Here is an 18509-nt window from a genome sequence, read left to right as displayed (position 1 = left end):
GTTGAAAGTGACCTCAGAATGCTCATTTACGCCTTGTAAACTGCGCTTCCTCGGTCACTTTCGCCTAGTCTCGCCATCGCTCGCGACGATTCTGGACAGGCTCTTGTTCCTGAATAGCCAATCACGCTCGGCGCCGAGCGATTTCTAAACGAAGGTGGCGGCGATGGTGAATCTGTTTCTGCGTTTCGAGCATCACACGACCCGACTGGCGATGTTGGGCGCGATCGTGATGCTGATCATCTCGGTCACATTGGGCTTCTATCAGGTCATTACGCGTTTCGTGCTCGATTCTCCCTCGACCTGGTCCGAGGTGATCTCGCGTTCGGCCATGATCTGGTGCGTGTTCCTGGGAGCCGCGGCGGGATTCCGTGGCGGTTTCATGATGTCCGTCGAAGTCATCTACAAATTATTGCCAGCGCGACGCTTGATCTGGCTCGAAGTGGCGATCGCGCTGTGCTGTGTCATCGTGCTGCTGGTACTGATCTATTTTGGCTCGGCCATGATGTTGCGGGTGCGTACCCAGATGCTATCCGGCCTGGAGGTGTCGATTTCCTGGGCCTATGCGGCCATGCCGGTAGGGGCCGGATTTGCTCTGATCGCGATACTTGCGCGTCTGCTGGCTCAGGCCACGGGTCGCGAAACGATAGGACCGGTACACGATGAAGGTGTCGCCGATGAGTCGTTATCCAGCACGAACGCGGAGGAGGGTGTGATGTCCTCGCCTATTACCCATAAAGAGGGGACGCGTCGATGAATGCCGCCATCGCCTTGTCGCTGGTCATACTGTTCGCCCTGGGCGTGCCGATCGCGATTTCCATCGTATTGGCTTCGATCATCGGCATCGAATTCTTCTCGCGTTTGCCGCTATTGCTTGTACCGCAACAGATGTTCGTGGGTATCGACAATTTTCCGTTGATGGCGATTCCGTTCTTCATTCTGGCAGGCAACCTGATGGCCGCCGGGGGGATCTCCCAGCGTCTGGTGGACCTGGCCAAGTCCATTGTCGGTGGCTTGCAGGGCGGACTGGCGATGACCTGCGTGCTGACTTGCATGCTGTTTGCGGCGGTCTCCGGTTCCAGTGTGGCGACCACCTTCGCCATCGGCTCGATCCTGATTCCGGCGATGGTCAAGCACGACTACCCTCGCCCGTTGGCGGCCTCGATCCAGGCCTCATCCGCCGAGTTGGGGGTGCTGATACCACCGTCGATTCCGTTGATCCTGTATGGCGTCAGCACTGATACCTCCATCGGCAAGCTGTTCATCGCCGGCATCGGGCCGGGGTTGTTGATTGGTGGCGCATTACTGCTGTTCCTCTATCTGTTTTGCAAGGTGCGCGGCTATGGCCTGCGCGATCGGGAGGATCGCCAGGAGTTTACCACTGCCTTCAAGCGCGCCTGGGCAGCCATGTTGATGCCGGTGGTAGTTATCGGCGGTATCTATGGCGGGGTATTCACGCCCACCGAAGCCTCGGCGGTGGCGGTGTTCTATGCGCTGATCGTCGGCGGCCTGATCTATCGTGAGCTGAGTTTCAAGGAACTGGTGCCGATCCTGCGCCATAGCGTGATCTCCACGGCGGCGGTCATGCTGATCATCGCCGCGGCGGCCCTGTTCAGCTTCCTGATCAGCCGTTCCGGCCTGCCCGGCGAGGTTGCTGTCTGGGTGAACAAGGCCTTCGAGAGCCCGATTGCCTTCCTGCTGGCGGTCAACGTCATGCTGCTGATCATCGGCATGTTCGTCGAGACCTCGGCGGCGATCCTGGTGCTGGCGCCGATCTTCACCCCCATCGCGATGCAGTACGGCATCGACCCGGTGCACTTCGGGCTGATCGTCGTGGTCAATCTGGCTCTGGGGATGTTCACTCCGCCGTTGGGGGTCAACCTGTTTGCCGCTTGCGCCGTGGCCAAGCTTTCCATCGACCAGCTGATTCCGTGGCTATTGCGTTTCGTGCTGGTGGTGCTGGCCTGTCTAATGGCGATCACCTATATGCCCTGGATTTCGCTGGGGCTGGTCGATCTCTTGTATTGATATCGAGACGGTATTGATCTGTATTGAACGGGCACTGACAACCCGGGGAGGACAACAATGAGCCGTCTACCTGAAATGCCGCCCTGTGCGTCGCTGATTGCCGGTGAATGGGTGCGGACACCCCACGCGCTGAGCGTGGAAGCGCCTGCCACGGGCAGGGTGCTGACCGAGATCGCCCGTTGCCAGACCACGCAAACCGAGGACGCGGTCATGGCGGCGCGTCAGGCATTCGATGGCCAGTTGGGGCGCTGGCATGAGTGGTCGGCCCGCCTCCGCGGTGAGTGGCTGTTCTCCTTTGCCGCGGCAATCGATGAAGATGCCGAGACCCTTGCAGCCCTTGAGTGCGCCGATACTGGCAAACCGATCAGCCAGGCCAAGGGCGATATCGCCGCCTGCGCGCGCTACTTCCGCTTCTATGCCGGGGCCGCGGATAAGCTGCACGGCGAAACGATCCCCTTCGAGATCGATTACGCGGTAATGACCCTGCGCGAGCCGTTCGGTGTCTGCGCCCAGATCATTCCCTGGAACTATCCCGCGCAGATCTTCGGACGTTGTGTGGCAGCGGCCTTGGCAGCGGGCAACACGGTGGTGCTCAAACCCGCCGAAGAGGCTTGCCTGAGTGTGCTGCGTCTGGCCCAACTGGCCCAGGAAAGCGGGTTGCCGCCTGGGGTGTTGAACGTGATTCCGGGGCTGGGCAGTGAGGCGGGTGCGACGCTGGCCGCCCATTCGAGAATCGATCACCTGTCGTTCACTGGCTCACCGGCGACCGGTACGCTCGTCGCCCAATCCGCTGCGGCTCATCATGTCCCGGTGACCCTGGAATTGGGCGGCAAGTCGCCACAGATCCTGTTTGCCGACGCCGATATGGACGCTGCTCTGGCGGCGGTGGTGCGCGGCATCATCCAGAACGCCGGTCAGACCTGTTCTGCGGGCAGTCGGCTGTTGGTTGAAAGCACCTGTTTCGATGCAGTGCTGTCGCATCTCGCGCAACGCTTCGGCAAGCTGCGTTGCGATGCCGGCGAGAACGATCCGGACTGCGGACCACTGATCAATGCCCGTCAGCGGACGGGACTCGAGGAACGCCTTGCCGCCGCCCGAGCCGACGGCGTCCGCGTGCTGGCCGAGGGTCGTCTTGCCGAGGATGCGCCGCCCGGGGGGCACTTCGTGATGCCGCAGGTGCTGGTCGACATTCCCGAGGGACACGCGGTACTCAGCGAGGAGCTGTTTGGTCCGGTACTGGCGGTCCAGCGCTTCGAGAGTGAAGAAGAGGCCGTGCGCCTGGCTAACGCCACTGACTTTGGCCTGTGTGCCGGCATCTGGACCCAGGATGGAGGACGCCAGTTACGTCTGGCCAAACGCATTCGCAGTGGTCAGGTATTCGTCAACAACTACGGCGCGGCCGGCGGCATCGAACTGCCGTTCGGCGGCATTGGCCGTTCCGGTCATGGCCGCGAGAAAGGTTTCGAAGGCTTGAAGAGTTATACACGGATCAAGACCGTTGCCATCCGCCATGGCTAAGCATTCATTACGGGGAGTTCTAGCAATGAACGGTTCTTGCAACGTCGGCCTGGTGGGCGTGGGCCTGATGGGCCACGGTATCGGTCGCAACCTGTTACGCCATGGCCATACGCTGACCTTCCTCGACCATCCCGGCAACCAGCCCGTGGATGATCTGCTCGATGCCGGCGCGATATCGAAGCCCAGTGCCCGCGAGGTTGCCGAGGCTTCGGAGGTGGTAATCCTGTGCGTGACCGGCACCCCTCAGGTCGAATCGGTGCTCTTCGAGCCGAATGGTGTGCTGGAAGGGCTCAAGCCGGGCAGTATCGTGATCGACTGTTCCACGGCGATTCCCAGCTCCACGGTCACCATCGCCGAACGGGTCGCCGAGCGCGAGGGACGTTTTCTCGATGCTGCCATGACCCGCACCCCCAAGGAGGCCGAGGAGGGGCGTCTCAATCTTCTCGTCGGTGCGCCGGATGCCCTGTTTGCTGAGGTCCGGCCTTTGCTGGAGAGCTTTGCCGAGCACATCGTCCACGGCGGTCCGGTGGGGGCGGGTCACAAGCTGAAGTTGTTACACAACTTTGTCTCCTTGGGATTCACCGCCGTGCTGGCCGAGGCGACTGCTGCCGCGCGGCGTGCGGGCATCGCCGATGATGTCTTTCTCGAGGTGTTGGGTAATGGCGGCGGTGGTGGAGTGATTCTCGAACGCTTGCGGCCGTTCATTGCCAACGAGGATCCCTCGGGCTTCCGCTTCAGCCTTGCCAATACCCTGAAGGATGTCGGTTACTACAATGCCATGGCGGAGCAGTTGGGGGCTTCCCGAGACGTGGCGGGGGCCATCGAGAGGCTCTACCGGGAAGCCAATGACGCCGGTCACGGCGACCGTCTGGTACCCGAGTTGATCGCCATTCTGGAAAAACGCTGACCTCTTTCCTCTCTCTTACGCCTTGCGTGCTCACTTCACCAGCGACAGCACCTCGCGAAACTTGGGGTGCTTGCAGTGGCGTAACCATTCGAACACCACCATTTCGCTTGTTACCGGCCACGCCCCGGCATCCCGCGCGCGTTCGATGGCGGCGGCCTTGTTCAGTGGGTCACGGGAGCCGATGGCATCATTGACCAGCCGCACCCGGTAGTTCTGACGCAGCAGGCCGAATACGGTTTGCAGCACGCAGACGTGGGCCTCACAGCCGACCACGATCACTTCGTCACGCTGCGGATCGAGGTGATCGAGCAGGGGCGTCTCGGTACAAGCATCGAAGTGAATCTTGGTAACCATCTCGTCGCACAATTCGCGCAGCGGCGAAACGCTCGGGCCCAAGCTGAGCGGATTCTGTTCGGTTCCGATGATTGGAATCTCGAGCAGTCGGGCCGCATCGATGAGTACCCGGGCGTGGGCGACGACGCTTTCGGCTTCGTGGATCACCGGCATGAGGCGTTCCTGCAGATCGACGAGCAGCAGCGTTGAGCGTTTGGCATTACAAGGTTCATTCATGATAATACTTCCTCAAAAGGCGTGATTGCGGTCTAAGGCTCCTATAATCAGAATGTCACGTAATTCCATGCCTGCACCAAGCAGTGCGACTACGTCCCTTATATAGCAAATTTATCAGGCATGTTGTGGCAGCCCCCTCCAGTTTCATGATACGACAGACAAGAGCTCGTTGGTCTTGATTCCCAATCCATGGACAGATTGTATGTTTCTTGATGATTTCTATACGGTCAGGGATGGACGTTTTTGCATTTCCGCCGAACAGGCCAGTCATTTTGCCAAGCAGATGGCAGGTGATTACAACCCGATCCATGATCCAGATGCGCGGCGTTTCTGTGTTCCAGGTGATCTATTGTTTGCTCTAATACTGGCGCGCCATGGGCTATCTGCGCAAATGACCTTTCATTTTCGCGGCATGGTGGGCGCTGATATGCCTCTAGAAATTCGTGAGCTGGCCGATAACACGTTGAGTATGAACGATGTGTCCGGCAAGGAGGTGTTGTTCGTCGAGCGCAGTGGTGAGGCAAGCGTCGACCCAGCGGTAATCGAAGCCTTTACGTGTCGCTATATCGCCTTTTCTGGGCACAACTTTCCACACTATCTTAAGCCGCTGATGGAACAGCAGGGCGTCATGTTCAACCCTCAGCGTCCACTGGTGATCTATGACAGCATGGGCTTCACGTTGAACTCATTGGATATCGCTTCGCTCGAGGTCGAATTTGCCGGCTCCACTTTTGAAGTCAACGGCAAGCGAGGCGATGCCCATCTGGAATTCAAGATGGTCAGCCAAGACGAGACAGTCGGCCAGGGTTCGAAGAAGCTGGTGGTCAGTGGTCTTCGCGCCTACGATGCAACGGTCATGGATGAGTTCGTCGATGATTTCGAGCGGCGCAAGGTGCTCTGCGAGCAAATGGATTGAGCAAGCAAGTTAATTGAGTGAACAAACAGACTGATGTCGAGAGGAAGGTATGGCAATTGCAATCGCGTTACACCTGCTGGCTGCGATGGTTTGGGTAGGTGGCATGTTCTTCGCCTATGTGGCGCTGCGCCCAGTGGCAGGTAGCCTGCTCGAACGCCCCATGCGCTTGACGCTGTGGAGCCAGGTATTTCGCCGTTTCTTTCCTTGGGTATGGGTGTCGATTGCGGTGCTGCTGGCGACTGGCTTCTGGCTGATCTTCGTCGGTTTTGGCGGCATGGCTAATGTCGGGGGGCATGTGCATTCAATGCTGGCCCTGGGCATCGTGATGATGCTGATCTTCGCTCATCTCTATTTTGCCCCTTTCAAGCGTTTGAAAAAGGCGGTGAGCGAGCAGACCTGGTCCGAGGGCGGCACCCAGCTCAACAAGATTCGCATGATGATCGCCATCAATCTGGCGCTGGGCTTGCTGGTCACGGTGATCGGCTCCGCAGGACGCTATCTGTAAACGTTACCTGTAAAAAAGAGCTATCAATAAATAGGTTCCAGGAAAACGACAGGAGATCAAGGAATGATCCATATCAAATTGTACCGGTATCCGCTGCTCGCAATGTCCACGGCATTGGTATTGGCCGGCTGTACAGGTTTGGGTGATCGAGCGTCGCGGGTCTCGCCGCCGGGAGGGCAGGAGTCCACCAAGACGAACGTACTCGAAACCGGGGCAGCGGCGTTACAAACCACCGCCCCGCTCGGGCCAATGAACGTCTATCTGGTCGGTTTTCATCCCATGAAGAATGAACCTTCCCATCAGATGGAAGCGCATCATTTTTGCACTCAGAAGAACGAGGATTTCGCTCAGTGCGCGCTGTTCGATGGCAATACCGCCCAGGCCAATCTCAACGGCATCGAATACATCATCTCCGAGCGCCTGTTCGAGCAGCTTCCCGAAGAGGAGAAGCAGTACTGGCATCCGCACAATGGTGAAATCCTCTCGGGTCAGCTCGTCGCACCCGGCTTGCCCGAAAAGGCGGATCACGCGCTGATGCAGAGCAAGATGAACAGCTACGGCAAGACCTGGCATACCTGGGATACCAATCCTGACCAGAGCGAGCAGGTTCAACTTCCTTTGGGTGAGCCGCGCTTGGCCTGGTCCTTCAATCGTTTCGGTCAGGCACGAGAAGAACTCATCGAGCAGCGCGACCAGAGCATGGGTATCGATACCCAGGAGCGCCGTCGAGGACGGCAGGATCTGATTCCGCTGGCTAACCCTCAACGAGGCGTGAACGCTCTGAGAGGGCGATTTCCTGGAGCAACGGACCCCATTCCTGGCGTGGTCGACAAGCAAAGCGCTGCATCCTCACCTTAGACTCTTTCTACTTCCATAGCCTAAGATACCCCCGAAATGAAATGAAAAAGGGCCCGTTATCCAGAACGGGCCCTTTTCATTTTGCTCATACATTTTCATGCATAAGGGTATTCCCCTTAGAACGAGCTCCAATCATCGTCATTGTGCTCAGCTAACCTGCGCGATTCGATGATCTTTTTCGGTGGGGCTGTTGAAAGGGTTGGACTCTCGCCTGGTAGCAGCGAGTGCAATGGGGCAGGCGTTGTTTTCTGTTCGAAGCCAAGTTTGAAGGACGCCAGTAATTCGCTGAGTTGCCTGGACTCATCGCTCATCATCTCTGCCGCTGTATTGGACTGCTGTACCATGGAAGCATTCTGCTGCGTGATGGTATCCAATTCCGTAACAGCAAGATTGATCTGGCTGATGCCTTCGCTCTGCTCCTTGGTGCCAGCACTGATTTCGCTGATCATGTCCGAGACACGCTCGATGCCCTTGAGTATGTCCTGCATGGTCTGTGCAGCGCCCTTGACCATTTTGGCGCCTGATTCAGTATGTCTTAGCGATGCATCAATGAGTTCGCGAATTTCCTTGGAGGCGTCGCTAGAGCGAGTTGCCAAGGTACGTACTTCCTGAGCAACCACGGCGAAACCTCGACCGTGCTCGCCGGCACGGGCGGCTTCTACGGAGGCATTTAGAGCCAGTATATTGGTTTGAAAGGCTATCCCGTCGATAAGAGTAGTGATTTCGCTGATCTTGGTGGCCGAGGTGTTGATATCTTCCATCGTGTTTTGGGCCTCGCCCATGGCCGTATTGCCTTGCTTGGCGATATCCGCCGTGGCATGAACCAGCTGGCTGGCTTCTTGCGCGGAATGCGCGGTGTTCTTGATTGTGGCTGTGATTTGCTCCATGGACGCAGAGGTCTCTTGCAGATTTGCAGCAGACTGTTCGGTACGCGATGCTAGATCCTGACTGCTTTGAGCGATGTTAGCAGCGGCATCGTTCACGCTATTGCCACTGGCCCTGGCGCGCCCGACGGTATGAGTGAGTCCTTCACCGATACCGTTCATGGAAGTGATCAGTTTGCCGATCTCATCCTGGCGGCTTGACTCGTATCGCTGTGACAGATCGCCCTTGGCCAAACCTTGCCCCATAGTTACCACTTGGGCTAGAGGCGCACTGATGAGCCTGCGTTGAAAGAAGTACATCAATCCAGCAAAACACAGAGCTAATAACAGCGCCGCCAATAGTGACCAGTTGCGCAGAGCTACTACTTCCCCTTGAACTTCGGCAGGGAACACGGTGCTGGCAATGATCCAGTTCCAATCAGGATAGCTAATGAAGTAAGTGTTGCGCTCTCGGGTATCGCTTCCGGCCAAAGCGTAATCGATGCGACCCGAGGTGGAGGAAAACATCGTTGCATAAGCTGGTTCGCCCGTCGGCGTAGTCAATTCCGCAAGTGACTTCTCTTCATGAGGGCCGCCGGCAATGACATGACCCCGCTTGGCGCCGCTGGCGTTGACGAGCATTGTGTAGCCACTCTCGTCATGCGTCATGCCACGTACCCGACTCTTGAGCATTGCCAGTTCTTGGGTGATATCGATTCCGATGAACGATGCGCCGATGACCTCGCCGCGGCTATCGCGAATGGGTTGATACTTGGTGATATAGGTCGTGCCGAAAAGCTCGGCGATGCCGGTATAGGACTCTGCGCTCATCAATCGCGCGTAGCTGTGGCTGTCACGATTCAACAAAGTGCCTACCGCACGTTCGCCATTTGCCTTTTTGAGTGACGTGGTCACCCGTACGAAGTCGTCCCCATCTCGTGCAAACATGGTGACGGGCGCGCCTGTCTTGGCGGTGAAGGCGTCGGGGAGGTCGAAAACACCGTTGAGTAACTCTTCGCCATTACTCAACGTCGGTGTATCACGCCCGACTACGTCAACTCTTTGCTGTGGATCGAGAGTAAAGTCAGGTGCTAGATCCGCCAGGAAGATATTTAGAAAATTACTGACTTCCTCCTGTAGAGTCTCATCAAACAGTGACACCATGTCCGCTACCTGTGTCTGCTGTCGGGTAATACTCTGAGAAACCTCTTGCTGAAGTTGTTGGATAGCGGCTTGAGACAGAAACATACTCAATCCAACGAACCCCACGAGTTGTAGCACAACTATGAGCAGCGATAGCTTGGTGCCAACATTAAGCCTACGAAGCGACGATTTGAACGAATGCACTGGGCTCTCCTTTGAAGCATTTTAGTAATGGCTGAAATATCGGCTTGTTTATCTTTTTATGTAGAGAAATATCTAATTATTGTCGATATTCGTTCACTCAGCGGGTTCTGGATGAGCTGTACGCATAGTGCTTTTAAAGGAGGCTGGCATGGAGTTTGTGGTAATTTTCGAGAAGCGATGCTTGGTACTTCCGAACCTTGAGCACCTGTGAATACCCATGGAGATCCTTTTTCTTGGCACGTCCGCTGGTGTGCCGACCAAGGCGCGCAATGTCACCGCCGCTGCGATCAAGAAGGCCAAGGCCAAGTCCTGGGTGCTGATCGACTGCGGTGAGGGCACTCAGCAGCAGGTGCTGCGCACGCCGCTATCCCTGAATAGCCTGAACACCATTCTGATTACTCATGTGCATGGCGACCATTGCTATGGCCTGCCGGGATTGCTCTCCAGCGCCTCCATGATGGGCCGAAAAGAGTCGCTTACAATCATTGGCCCGCCACCGATCAAGGCCTTTCTCGAGGCCGTGCAGGCGACGACCGGGCTGCACCTGACCTTTCCCATCGAGTTCGTCGATGTCGAATCGCTCTGCGTTCCCTTCGCGACTCTCGATTTCAAGATTGAGGCCGCGGCGCTATCTCATGGCGTCGCTTCCTACGCTTATGCTTTCATCGAGACGGGTATTGAGCGCAAGCTCGATATCCGGCGGCTTGAAGCGCTGGGCGTGGCGCGAGGTCCAGACTGGGGTCGTCTTCACCGGGGCGAGGATGTCGTTCTGCAAGACGGCGCTCGGGTGACACGTGACGACGTACTATTGCCGGGGCGGCGGCCGAGGAAAGTCGTGATCGCCGGCGACAATGATACGCCAGCGCTACTCGAGCATTTGTGTGAAGGCGCCGATGTGCTGGTGCACGAAGCCACTTATACTCGGGATGTCGTCGAGCGTTTGGGCACCAACAACCGGCATAGCACCGCAGGTGATGTAGCGATCTTCGCTCAACGTACCGATGTGGCAAATCTGGTGCTGACTCATTTCAGCCCGCGCTATCAATACGATCGCCGTGCCTCACCGTCGATCGCGGAGATCGAAAACGAGGCTTGTCACTATTATCAGGGGCGGTTGTTCCTCGCGGATGACTTTTCCCGTTACCAACTCTCCCGGGAAGGCGAGTTGAGCAAAAAGGAGTAAGCGTTCATGGGTTCTCAGGTATGGACCATGTCATTGGAGTCCTTTCGAAATACCACGATCAAGCACGCGACGCCAGGGTGCGGCGCCGTCGCAGCGGTAACCGCCACTCACGGTCTGGCATTGATACTCAAGGGGTTGAGAATCAGCGAATCAAAGCATCCCGATGACAAGCGAGCGGCGCTGATCGATGAAGGTGAGACATTGCTGGAAAGGCTCAGCGGTCATGCGGATGAAGATATCCAGGCATTCGAGGCTTATCAGGATGCGCTGAAACAACGCCATAATGATAAGGACGAGCAAGCTGGACTAGACGAAGCGACGCAGAGGATCAATCGAGTGCCCCTGGCCATGGCAGAAACCTGCTGTGAGGCGTTGAAGGTGACCGTTTCCTCGCTGACATACACGAATTCCAATCTGAAAAGCGATGCGATTGCCGGCGGCGTACTGCTCCACGCGGGTTTGAGTGCGGTCTTGCTGACCGTCGATGCCAATCTGGCGAGTATCGAGGATGAAACGTATCGGGCCCAGATGCGTCGTTCCCGACATGCGTTACAAGAAGAGGCGGATGGGAAAATTCATCGGCTTAATCAAGAGCGCGATAACCTGTAGATAGGCGCACTATAGTGAAATGCCTGTATAGTGAAACGTATGCCCACTCTCAGTTAAGGATGACCAATGGCAGGAGCCAGCCTACTTACTCTGCTAGATGATATTGCGGCAATCCTCGATGACGTATCGGTGATGACCAAGGTCGCTGCCAAGAAGACCGCCGGTGTGCTGGGTGACGATCTGGCGTTGAATGCGCAGCAGGTTACCGGCGTCAAGGCTGCCCGAGAGTTGCCGGTGGTTTGGGCGGTGGCCAAGGGCTCGTTTCGCAACAAGTTCATTCTCGTGCCCGCGGCGCTGTTGATCAGTGCCTTCATTCCCTGGATGGTCACCGTGCTGCTGATGCTGGGGGGGGCCTTCCTGTGTTTTGAGGGCACGGAAAAACTGGCCCACAAGTTTCTGCATCCGGAGGATAAGGACGCAGAGAACGCCAGGAAGGCGTTGACCGATCCCAATGTCGATCCGCGTCAATTCGAGCAGAAGAAGATCAAGGGCGCCATTCGTACCGACTTCATCCTCTCCGCGGAAATCATCGCCATCACCCTGGGTACCGTAGCCGGCGCCGATCTGATGCTGCAGATTCTCGTGGTGTCCGGTATCGCATTGTTCATGACCGCAGGGGTTTATGGGTTGGTGGCCGGTATCGTTAAGCTCGATGACCTGGGAATCTATCTCAGCGAAAAGAGCAGTTCCTTCGCGCAAAGCGTCGGCAATGGCATCGTCACCGCTGCACCGTACCTGATGAAGACGCTATCCTTCGTCGGTACCGCTGCCATGTTCATGGTCGGTGGCGGCATCCTGACCCACGGTCTGCCCCTCGTCGAGCACGCCATAGAAGACCTTGTCGAAGTTGCCGGCGAGATTCCCGCCGCGGGCGCCGTTCTGCAACCATTGGGATCAACGTTGTTCAACATGGTGTTTGGCCTGATCGTCGGGGCGGTGATACTGGGAATTATCGAAGGGTTCAAGAGACTAAAGGGCAAGTCCACGTCAGACACTGCCTAGCCTGTGAGAAGGGCTGCCATGCAGGGGCTATAAGTGGCTTCTGATATTGGCAGCCAGTGCTGCGAGTTCAGCATCATCGGCGCGTTGGTAGCTATGCGAGGAAATATAGCCTTCGTAGCGGTCGAAATACTTATCCAGGCTTGATGCAATTGGCTGGAATTGTGAGTTGTCACCAGTGCCATGCATGGGAAAGAGCTTGGCATGTAAGTGATCCACGCCATAACCTTCGAAGAACATACCGGTCCGCGCCACACCCTGGAGAGAACGGTCGAGTAGTAGCGCTACCTGCCTGGTCGCCAGTACCAGCTTGGTCAGAACGTCATCGTCTTGATCGAAGGCGTAGCTCGAGTAATGCATCTTGGGAATCACCACGGAAAAGCCGAGAGTATTGGGAAAAATCGAGAGAAAAGCCAAGTGGTCATCGTCTTCCCAGATGTGATGGCAGGGCGACTTGCCACTGACGATGTCGCAGAAGGTGCAGTTCATGATCGGCTCGTGTTTTCTTGAAACGGTGGTGTACTACAGTAACAGATCGATTCACCCGCACCATGGGAGCAATGATGAACGATAGCGATATGCAACACCTGCGCCGCTGCATCGAATTGGCAACCGAAGCCCTTGAAGCCGGTGATGAGCCTTTCGGTAGCGTTCTGGTCAGTGCTGATGGGAAGGTATTGGCGGAAGATCGCAACCGTATTGCCAGTGGGGATTCGACCCGCCACCCCGAATTCGCGCTGGCGCGCTGGGCAGCGGAAAACATGCCGCCAGAGGAGCGCGCCAAGGCTACCGTCTACACCTCGGGCGAACACTGCCCGATGTGTGCCGCCGCCCATGGCTGGGTGAGGCTGGGGCGCATCGTCTATGTGAGCTCTTCCGAACAACTGACGGTTTGGCTGACCGAGTTGGGCGTCGCGCTACCGCCGGTGCGATCGCTGCCCATCCAGGACATCGCTCTGGACGTTCCCGTCGAGGGCCCTGTCGCCGGACTGGATGAAGAGGTGCATGAGTTGCACCGGCGGTTACACGCAGGGGCATGAGCCGGAGCCGTAAATGGATGAGCCAAGCCTGAGATGGCTTGCGGGCCAGGGTGTCAGTTTCATAGCGTTGGCATTGTGTGTCATCGCCTTCGCCAGTAAGCGCGATGACCGCCTATTCGTGCTGCTGCTGTTTGCTAATGTCGCCTTTGCCGCCCAGTTCGCCCTTTTCCAGAGTTGGGTGGCGGCAGGCATCTCTGCGCTGATCGTCCTACGCATCGCCCTGGCACGCCGCTTCCCCGGTAATCTTGCCGTCATGCTCATGATGCTGATCGCCATCCTGGCGATTGCCGCGCTGACCTGGAGCGGGCCCCGCGATATGCCTGCTCTGGCGGCGGGGCTGCTAGGCACCTACGGCATGTTCATGCTGCGCGGGATTCCCATGCGGGTGATACTGGCCGCCGCCGCCCTTTGCTGGATAGCGAGTAACCTGTTGGCCGGCTCCATAGGCGGCCTGCTCGCCGAGTCGCTGATCTTCGTGACCAACGCGATCACGATACGGCGTCTCCGGCGCGATGTGTTGCTTTGTGGCTCGTATTGAGGCCAAACAAGTTCGACCAGGCGTTTTCCATGACGAAACGGTCGAGTAGAGTAAATGTGAACCGACCCGGGAGCCCACTCTCATGATCCACGATCCCAAAGGCCATATCAGCCTGCATCCTCATTCACGGCGCGTGCGCGTTCTGATAGGGGAGACAGTGATCGCCGACACCCAGGGCGCCATCGAACTGCGCGAACAAGGCTATCCGCCGCGTCAGTACATCCCGCGCCAGGACGTCGACATGTCGCGCTTGGCCTCCTCTGAAAAGGTCACCCATTGCCCTTTCAAGGGCGATGCCACTTACTACAGCATTGAAGGGAAAAGCGAAAATCTCACCGATGCCGTCTGGAGCTACGAACAGCCGTTCGATGCCATGACCGATATTGCCGGCTACCTGGCCTTCGACACGCAGGTGGTGGAGGAGAAAATGGAAGAGAAAGTTGACCAATGACTGATAGCGCACGTCGCTAGCGCCTTATTAGCCATTGCACTGGCAAAACGCCCTCGGGGCAACGACGGGAGTACATCATGAGTGATTTTGACAGATTGATCCGCAATCTTTCTCGAGCCGGCGGTCTGGCAGCCCGAGCAAGACAAGGCGATAAACAGGCGATCGATGATCTCATCGGCTCCCTGCGGGCTTACGTTGGCGAAAAGGCCGATACCTTCGAGGGCGAGGCCGCCTCAACAAAAGCTGAGCAGCCCGGAGATTCCCGACGAACCGGCCTCGACAGCACCATCGCCGACTATCTGGCTACCAAGGAAGCCATGGCGGCGATCGTCGACAAGCACATGCAGATGGCGTTCGCCGAAATCGAAACCCTGTACGGCACGACGCCTACCGACGTGACGCTTCGCATCGACGCCCATCGCGCGGTGGGCGACAAGTACCCGAGCGGGAAGTACGCGGGCAGCGATGTGCATCTGGGCGGGGAATAAGCGCTTGTTGACGGTAGTGATGCTCGTGCAGGGCATGACAACGCCCCGCCTTACAGCGAAGTGTCACTCCGTCTGGCTCTGGCGCAAGGGATCGAGCAGCGGGCTCAGGCCGTTGTGATCGATTTCCTGCATGAGCTGCAGCAATCGCCCGATCTGACCTTCAGGAAAGCCCTTTCGCGCAAACCAATTAAGGTAAGGGCCGGGCAGATCGGCAATCAGCGTGCCTTCATACTTGCCAAAGGGCATGCGTAGGGTGACGAGTCGCTCCAGGTCTTCAGGGTTCATGGCGTAGCGCTTCCAGATAGTCACGGATACGTTCGGCGTTGGCGCCCACATCGCTGCGCCCAACCCTCGATGCCGAGCGCATATCCACCTTTACGCCATCCTCCACTTCGCTCAGGCGAATCACCACATCATCCTTGAAGCCGAACCAGAGGGTGGTTGCCGTGGCTTCCAGCTTGGTGTCGCCGACGTCGGCTATCTCCCAGCCTTGATCTTGTGCAGTCGCCTCGACGATGTTCATCGCATCAATCAGCGGTAGCTCAAGAATGATCGGCTGAATATCCGGATAGGCCTCGCGCTGCTGACGTGCGGTGCTCTCGCCAGGGTAGGCCACCTCGTTGGGTGCGGCCTCCCGGGCGGATGCCAGCGCAACGAAGGCAGGAGGATTCTGCATGTCGGTGGTGATGTCGTGAATCGCCGGTACCTCTTGAGCGCGCTGCTGCATCTGCCAGGGAACGATCATCATCGCCGCGACCGCGACAACCGCCAGAGCGCCCGCCAACGCTGGCTTGAAACGTTTGCACAGACTCGCCAGAATCAGCGTGATCAATCCAAGAGCCGCCGCACCAATGGCTAGGTAAGCCCCTTGGCGCAATAAACCAAACGCCGTACTCAGGTCCGTCATTTCCAGGCGATGGGCCAACCCCGCACCGCCCATCAACAGCGCCGCCGCAATCACCGCCAGTACGCTCAGCCAGGCCAATAATCGTGGCCAGCGCCCGCCCCGAAGTCGTGTCCGTGTCCGTGAAGAGTTCGTCATAAATATATGCGCTCCGTTTAACATGCTATTGATTCAGCATACCGATCATTCAAGGAACATCCATAGAGCGGTCGAGATCGCCAAGGCCATGAATCTGATTCGCTTACTTTCCGGAGAACAGGCGTTTGCTGTAGAGCTTTTCGGTCACATCGACCAGCGTGATGCTGGAGATATCGAGATGACGAGTATTGACGACGATGACCCCTTCACCTGCCTTGACGATGGGTACCGTGCAGCTCGGCACCAACAAGCACAGTGCGGACATGGACGCCATCCACTTGGAGCCGATGGCCTGAGTCGAAGCAGGGTAGGGAAAATCGTCCCAATCCTCGGGAAGTGAGTTCACAGGCAATGTCTCGACGGTGACCGCATCCGGTAGCTCGTAGACGCCCATCCTGTAGCTCGGCGGTACGTGCCGGGGGGTGTGCAGGTAATTGGCCATCTCTAGCAGAGCGATAGCGGGGGAGCTGGCGAAGTAGATCATCGGTGAGCCGATTTCATTCCAGCGCCCTCCATACTGGTAGCTCCCATCCAAGCCATCGAAGGTTTCCAGAAACGTCTTGGGGCCGACGCGGTACAAATACATCAGGAGAAGTCACCTTGCTCGATCTTGCGCAGCGTGGCGCGTACCAGGGAGCGGCCCTCGAAGGTATCGCAGAGTTCTTCCGGCGTGCGGTCCGAGAGTGCTCGAATAGGGGAGCTGAGCCAATCCCGGGCCACTTCATGACTTTCGAAGATACGTACCGCCTCACGGTAGATCCGCAGGGTATCGAGCACCTCTTCAGTATCGGTGCGACCCAGATGCTTCTTCTTGAAGACACGACTGAGGTTGGCGGAATCGACCTCCAGCAAGCGCAGAAATAGCGCGCGATTGTTGCCCATCGCTTTTATCGCCTGTCGAATGACCTCGCCGGAAATACCCTCGTAGACGGTATCCAGATAGGCGCTCTGATCAGTAAACACCTCGGCGGGAACGCTGACCCCCTCAATACCGGTCGCTTGAGTATCCATATGAGCCTCCTGGGGCAGATAGCAAGCCCATTATAGAGCGATGTCGTCGATTTGAAAATCATATACCATCATTTTGATGTATTTGCTCTTTTTGAGCAATAACGTCCAAGCCGCAGGCATGATGATCGATCTACGCTAGATGAATCAGCGTTCGGGGAGGTGTGGCATGTCAAAGCAGCCTGGCCAATTTCGGTTCTTGAAGAGTCGGCATGTTGCCGAGGTCACGGTGCTGCATGCGGCGATGGATGATTTCCACTACGATCGCCACGCCCACGAAGAATATGCCTTTGGCGTCACCCTCGCCGGACGCCAGGACTTCTTCAGCGGTGGCCAATTCCACCGCAGCACGCCGGGCAACGTCGTACAGCTCAACCCTGAAGAAGTCCACGATGGGCACTCGGGTGGCGACAGCACTCTGGGGTACGTGATGGTCTATGTACCGCCGGCTCAGCTCGAGGCGCTGTTTGCCAATGCGGCGGGGCGTGAGGACGCCGGCCATTTCAGAAGTGCCGACACCCTGATCCAGGACCATGCGCTACGCGCCGCCATTCTAGAACTGGCCCGCCTGGTGACGCATCAGGTCGGTAGCCGCATCGACCAGGAACATGCCCTCTACCGGATCGCCACTCGGCTCGTGCAGCGCGAAGGCGCGTTTCAGTCGAACGCGGCTAGTATCAGTCGCCCCGATGCACTGCTGAGGCGCGCCAAGGACTACATCTTCGCGCATCTGGAAGAGGATGTGTCGCTGGACGATCTCAGCCAGGCGGCCCATCTCTCGAAATACCATTTCCTGCGCCTGTTCCGTCAGCAGTTCACCATGACGCCACACCAGTACGTCCTCAATTGCCGCATCAACGCCGCACGCCATGCGCTGGATAATGGCGCGCTGCCCAATGAAGTCGCCTTTCGCTACGGCTTTGCCGATCTCAGCCACTTCAATCGCCGTTTCAAGCGCATCTACGGCATGACGCCGCACCAATACCAGCGCAACGTCACTAATTAACTGAGACTTCGTCATGTTAGCGATCATCGCCTATGCCCTGGGCGTCATGTACTCGCCTGGGCCAGTGAATCTGCTCGGCCTGAATGCGGGGCTGAATGGGCAGGCCAAGGCCTCACTTGGGTTCTATCTCGGGGTAGGGCTCGCCATGCTCATCCTGTTCTTGTTGTTTGGCTGGGCCGGCGCCGCCTGGGTGCAAGGTAATGCGCTTATTGTGTTGGCAGCGTTGGGATGCGGCTATATTTTTTATCTTGCCATCAAGATCGCCCGGTCGAGCATCGACATAGGCGGCGTGCGCCAAGCGCCGCGTTTAATGCGCTTTAGTGATGGCCTGATCATGCAGCTGTGCAATCCCAAGGGCATTGTTGCGACACTGCCGATCGCCACGATTCAGTTTCCCGCCGTGGGGATTCACGGCGTCAGCTTGATGCTCTGGTCGTTCGGCCTGGCGATGTTGGCGGTTGGCGCACCCGGCAGCTATGCGCTGATCGGCGCCTTGCTCGGTAAACGCATCGAGAACCCAAGGATCCTCAAGGGGTTTAGTCTCGCGATGGCGGTATTGCTGGCGGGCGTTTCCTTGTCGATCGGTTACGAGCACGTATGGCTGCCCCTCTCGTCGCGGGTAATTTAAGGGGCCAT

At 57.6% G+C, this 18509-nt stretch carries 23 protein-coding genes; 16 read left to right on the top strand and 7 right to left on the bottom strand.

Annotation, left to right across the window (positions count from 1 at the left end; genetic code table 11):
* Window positions 1-163 precede the first annotated feature (163 nt).
* The 4 genes from H7850_RS07380 to H7850_RS07365 are packed head-to-tail and all read left to right on the top strand — an operon-like array spanning window position 164 to window position 4450.
* The gene (locus H7850_RS07380; RefSeq protein WP_227368880.1) at window positions 164-754 is read left to right on the top strand and encodes a TRAP transporter small permease; all 591 of its coding nucleotides are present in this window, start codon (window positions 164-166) and stop codon (window positions 752-754) included.
* Complete coding sequence (locus tag H7850_RS07375) at window positions 751-2025, top strand: TRAP transporter large permease (protein ID WP_227368879.1); 1275 nt, start codon at window positions 751-753, stop codon at window positions 2023-2025. Before H7850_RS07380 ends, H7850_RS07375 begins: the two co-directional genes overlap by 4 nt.
* A 57-nt stretch (window positions 2026-2082) precedes the next feature.
* Window positions 2083-3543: an aldehyde dehydrogenase family protein gene (locus H7850_RS07370; protein WP_227368878.1), complete on the top strand. Its 1461-nt coding sequence runs from the start codon at window positions 2083-2085 to the stop codon at window positions 3541-3543.
* A gap of 25 nt (window positions 3544-3568) precedes the next feature.
* A complete protein-coding gene (locus H7850_RS07365; RefSeq protein WP_227368877.1) occupies window positions 3569-4450 on the top strand; it encodes an NAD(P)-dependent oxidoreductase in 882 nt (293 codons plus the stop codon).
* A gap of 30 nt (window positions 4451-4480) precedes the next feature.
* Here the strand turns inward: H7850_RS07365 and H7850_RS07360 are convergent, their stop codons facing one another.
* Complete coding sequence (locus H7850_RS07360; RefSeq protein ID WP_227368876.1) at window positions 4481-5020, bottom strand: isochorismatase family protein; 540 nt, start codon at window positions 5018-5020, stop codon at window positions 4481-4483.
* Between the two features lie 202 nt (window positions 5021-5222).
* On the opposite strand from H7850_RS07360, the gene H7850_RS07355 reads away from it, so the two are divergent.
* The 3 genes from H7850_RS07355 (at window position 5223) to H7850_RS07345 (ending at window position 7299) form a co-directional block, all read left to right on the top strand.
* A complete protein-coding gene (locus tag H7850_RS07355) occupies window positions 5223-5936 on the top strand; it encodes a DUF3581 family protein (RefSeq protein WP_227368875.1) in 714 nt (237 codons plus the stop codon).
* A 49-nt stretch (window positions 5937-5985) separates the two neighbouring features.
* Window positions 5986-6441, top strand: coding sequence for a CopD family protein (locus H7850_RS07350; protein ID WP_227368874.1), 456 nt, complete (start codon window positions 5986-5988; stop codon window positions 6439-6441).
* A gap of 63 nt (window positions 6442-6504) precedes the next feature.
* Complete coding sequence (locus H7850_RS07345; RefSeq protein WP_227368873.1) at window positions 6505-7299, top strand: OBAP family protein; 795 nt, start codon at window positions 6505-6507, stop codon at window positions 7297-7299.
* A gap of 116 nt (window positions 7300-7415) precedes the next feature.
* On the opposite strand, the gene H7850_RS07340 is transcribed toward H7850_RS07345, so the two are convergent.
* Window positions 7416-9509, bottom strand: coding sequence for a methyl-accepting chemotaxis protein (locus tag H7850_RS07340; RefSeq protein WP_227368872.1), 2094 nt, complete (start codon window positions 9507-9509; stop codon window positions 7416-7418).
* Between the two features lie 217 nt (window positions 9510-9726).
* Here H7850_RS07340 and H7850_RS07335 point away from each other — a divergent pair, with 217 nt between their 5' ends.
* The 3 genes from H7850_RS07335 to H7850_RS07325 all read left to right on the top strand — a co-directional run bounded on the left by H7850_RS07335 (window position 9727) and on the right by H7850_RS07325 (window position 12303).
* Window positions 9727-10692 carry a ribonuclease Z gene (locus H7850_RS07335; RefSeq protein WP_227368871.1) on the top strand — a complete coding sequence of 322 codons (966 nt, stop codon included), beginning with the start codon at window positions 9727-9729 and terminating at the stop codon, window positions 10690-10692.
* Window positions 10693-10698: 6 nt separating this feature from the next.
* Window positions 10699-11301 carry a cyclodeaminase/cyclohydrolase family protein gene (locus tag H7850_RS07330; RefSeq protein WP_227368870.1) on the top strand — a complete coding sequence of 201 codons (603 nt, stop codon included), beginning with the start codon at window positions 10699-10701 and terminating at the stop codon, window positions 11299-11301.
* Window positions 11302-11367: 66 nt separating this feature from the next.
* Window positions 11368-12303: a DUF808 domain-containing protein gene (locus tag H7850_RS07325; protein ID WP_227368869.1), complete on the top strand. Its 936-nt coding sequence runs from the start codon at window positions 11368-11370 to the stop codon at window positions 12301-12303.
* 27 nt (window positions 12304-12330) lie between these two features.
* Here H7850_RS07325 and H7850_RS07320 read toward each other — a convergent pair whose 3' ends face one another.
* A complete protein-coding gene (locus H7850_RS07320) occupies window positions 12331-12789 on the bottom strand; it encodes an HIT family protein (RefSeq protein WP_227368868.1) in 459 nt (152 codons plus the stop codon).
* A gap of 74 nt (window positions 12790-12863) precedes the next feature.
* Here H7850_RS07320 and H7850_RS07315 point away from each other — a divergent pair, with 74 nt between their 5' ends.
* From H7850_RS07315 to H7850_RS07300, 4 genes are all read left to right on the top strand, one after another.
* Window positions 12864-13340: a nucleoside deaminase gene (locus H7850_RS07315; RefSeq protein WP_319799271.1), complete on the top strand. Its 477-nt coding sequence runs from the start codon at window positions 12864-12866 to the stop codon at window positions 13338-13340.
* 13 nt (window positions 13341-13353) lie between these two features.
* Window positions 13354-13878, top strand: coding sequence for a YgjV family protein (locus H7850_RS07310; RefSeq protein ID WP_227368866.1), 525 nt, complete (start codon window positions 13354-13356; stop codon window positions 13876-13878).
* An 82-nt stretch (window positions 13879-13960) separates the two neighbouring features.
* On the top strand, window positions 13961-14329 hold the full coding sequence (locus tag H7850_RS07305; protein WP_227368865.1) for a DUF427 domain-containing protein: 369 nt from the start codon (window positions 13961-13963) through the stop codon (window positions 14327-14329).
* A gap of 77 nt (window positions 14330-14406) precedes the next feature.
* Window positions 14407-14817 carry a hypothetical protein gene (locus tag H7850_RS07300; protein WP_227368864.1) on the top strand — a complete coding sequence of 137 codons (411 nt, stop codon included), beginning with the start codon at window positions 14407-14409 and terminating at the stop codon, window positions 14815-14817.
* Between the two features lie 63 nt (window positions 14818-14880).
* Here the strand turns inward: H7850_RS07300 and H7850_RS07295 are convergent, their stop codons facing one another.
* From H7850_RS07295 to H7850_RS07280, 4 genes are all read right to left on the bottom strand, one after another.
* Entirely contained in the window at window positions 14881-15102 is a 222-nt protein-coding gene (locus H7850_RS07295) for a DUF3820 family protein (RefSeq protein WP_227368863.1), read from the bottom strand.
* A complete protein-coding gene (locus tag H7850_RS07290) occupies window positions 15092-15859 on the bottom strand; it encodes a DUF1499 domain-containing protein (protein ID WP_227368862.1) in 768 nt (255 codons plus the stop codon). The genes H7850_RS07295 and H7850_RS07290 overlap by 11 nt, the downstream gene beginning before the upstream one ends.
* A gap of 103 nt (window positions 15860-15962) precedes the next feature.
* The gene (locus H7850_RS07285) at window positions 15963-16445 is read right to left on the bottom strand and encodes an RES family NAD+ phosphorylase (protein ID WP_227368861.1); all 483 of its coding nucleotides are present in this window, start codon (window positions 16443-16445) and stop codon (window positions 15963-15965) included.
* Window positions 16445-16870 carry an antitoxin Xre/MbcA/ParS toxin-binding domain-containing protein gene (locus H7850_RS07280; protein WP_227368860.1) on the bottom strand — a complete coding sequence of 142 codons (426 nt, stop codon included), beginning with the start codon at window positions 16868-16870 and terminating at the stop codon, window positions 16445-16447. The genes H7850_RS07285 and H7850_RS07280 overlap by 1 nt, the downstream gene beginning before the upstream one ends.
* Before the next feature lie 166 nt (window positions 16871-17036).
* Between H7850_RS07280 and H7850_RS07275 the strand changes: the two genes are divergently transcribed.
* Window positions 17037-17873 (top strand): AraC family transcriptional regulator, encoded by an 837-nt coding sequence (locus H7850_RS07275; RefSeq protein ID WP_227368859.1) that lies wholly within the window; start codon window positions 17037-17039, stop codon window positions 17871-17873.
* A 13-nt stretch (window positions 17874-17886) separates the two neighbouring features.
* Complete coding sequence (locus H7850_RS07270; RefSeq protein ID WP_227368858.1) at window positions 17887-18501, top strand: LysE family translocator; 615 nt, start codon at window positions 17887-17889, stop codon at window positions 18499-18501.
* The last annotated feature ends 8 nt before the right edge of the window (window positions 18502-18509 follow it).

The organism is Halomonas sp. M20 (genome assembly GCF_020622265.1).
Classification (GTDB): domain Bacteria; phylum Pseudomonadota; class Gammaproteobacteria; order Pseudomonadales; family Halomonadaceae; genus Modicisalibacter.
Note: the sequence above shows the minus strand (reverse complement) of the source record. Positions and strands in the feature narration are given on the sequence as shown.

Coding starts and splice junctions, on each gene's coding strand:
- H7850_RS07325 (WP_227368869.1), top strand. CDS start 11,368: ATGGCAGGAGCCAGCCTACTTACTCTGCTAGATGATATTGCGGCAATC.
- H7850_RS07375 (WP_227368879.1), top strand. CDS start 751: ATGAATGCCGCCATCGCCTTGTCGCTGGTCATACTGTTCGCCCTGGGC.
- H7850_RS07335 (WP_227368871.1), top strand. CDS start 9,727: ATGGAGATCCTTTTTCTTGGCACGTCCGCTGGTGTGCCGACCAAGGCG.
- H7850_RS07310 (WP_227368866.1), top strand. CDS start 13,354: ATGGATGAGCCAAGCCTGAGATGGCTTGCGGGCCAGGGTGTCAGTTTC.
- H7850_RS07275 (WP_227368859.1), top strand. CDS start 17,037: ATGTCAAAGCAGCCTGGCCAATTTCGGTTCTTGAAGAGTCGGCATGTT.
- H7850_RS07270 (WP_227368858.1), top strand. CDS start 17,887: ATGTTAGCGATCATCGCCTATGCCCTGGGCGTCATGTACTCGCCTGGG.
- H7850_RS07300 (WP_227368864.1), top strand. CDS start 14,407: ATGAGTGATTTTGACAGATTGATCCGCAATCTTTCTCGAGCCGGCGGT.
- H7850_RS07330 (WP_227368870.1), top strand. CDS start 10,699: ATGGGTTCTCAGGTATGGACCATGTCATTGGAGTCCTTTCGAAATACC.
- H7850_RS07360 (WP_227368876.1), bottom strand. CDS start 5,020: ATGAATGAACCTTGTAATGCCAAACGCTCAACGCTGCTGCTCGTCGAT.
- H7850_RS07290 (WP_227368862.1), bottom strand. CDS start 15,859: ATGACGAACTCTTCACGGACACGGACACGACTTCGGGGCGGGCGCTGG.
- H7850_RS07355 (WP_227368875.1), top strand. CDS start 5,223: ATGTTTCTTGATGATTTCTATACGGTCAGGGATGGACGTTTTTGCATT.
- H7850_RS07345 (WP_227368873.1), top strand. CDS start 6,505: ATGATCCATATCAAATTGTACCGGTATCCGCTGCTCGCAATGTCCACG.
- H7850_RS07365 (WP_227368877.1), top strand. CDS start 3,569: ATGAACGGTTCTTGCAACGTCGGCCTGGTGGGCGTGGGCCTGATGGGC.
- H7850_RS07280 (WP_227368860.1), bottom strand. CDS start 16,870: ATGGATACTCAAGCGACCGGTATTGAGGGGGTCAGCGTTCCCGCCGAG.
- H7850_RS07350 (WP_227368874.1), top strand. CDS start 5,986: ATGGCAATTGCAATCGCGTTACACCTGCTGGCTGCGATGGTTTGGGTA.
- H7850_RS07380 (WP_227368880.1), top strand. CDS start 164: ATGGTGAATCTGTTTCTGCGTTTCGAGCATCACACGACCCGACTGGCG.
- H7850_RS07285 (WP_227368861.1), bottom strand. CDS start 16,445: ATGTATTTGTACCGCGTCGGCCCCAAGACGTTTCTGGAAACCTTCGAT.
- H7850_RS07315 (WP_319799271.1), top strand. CDS start 12,864: ATGAACGATAGCGATATGCAACACCTGCGCCGCTGCATCGAATTGGCA.
- H7850_RS07320 (WP_227368868.1), bottom strand. CDS start 12,789: ATGAACTGCACCTTCTGCGACATCGTCAGTGGCAAGTCGCCCTGCCAT.
- H7850_RS07305 (WP_227368865.1), top strand. CDS start 13,961: ATGATCCACGATCCCAAAGGCCATATCAGCCTGCATCCTCATTCACGG.
- H7850_RS07370 (WP_227368878.1), top strand. CDS start 2,083: ATGAGCCGTCTACCTGAAATGCCGCCCTGTGCGTCGCTGATTGCCGGT.
- H7850_RS07295 (WP_227368863.1), bottom strand. CDS start 15,102: ATGAACCCTGAAGACCTGGAGCGACTCGTCACCCTACGCATGCCCTTT.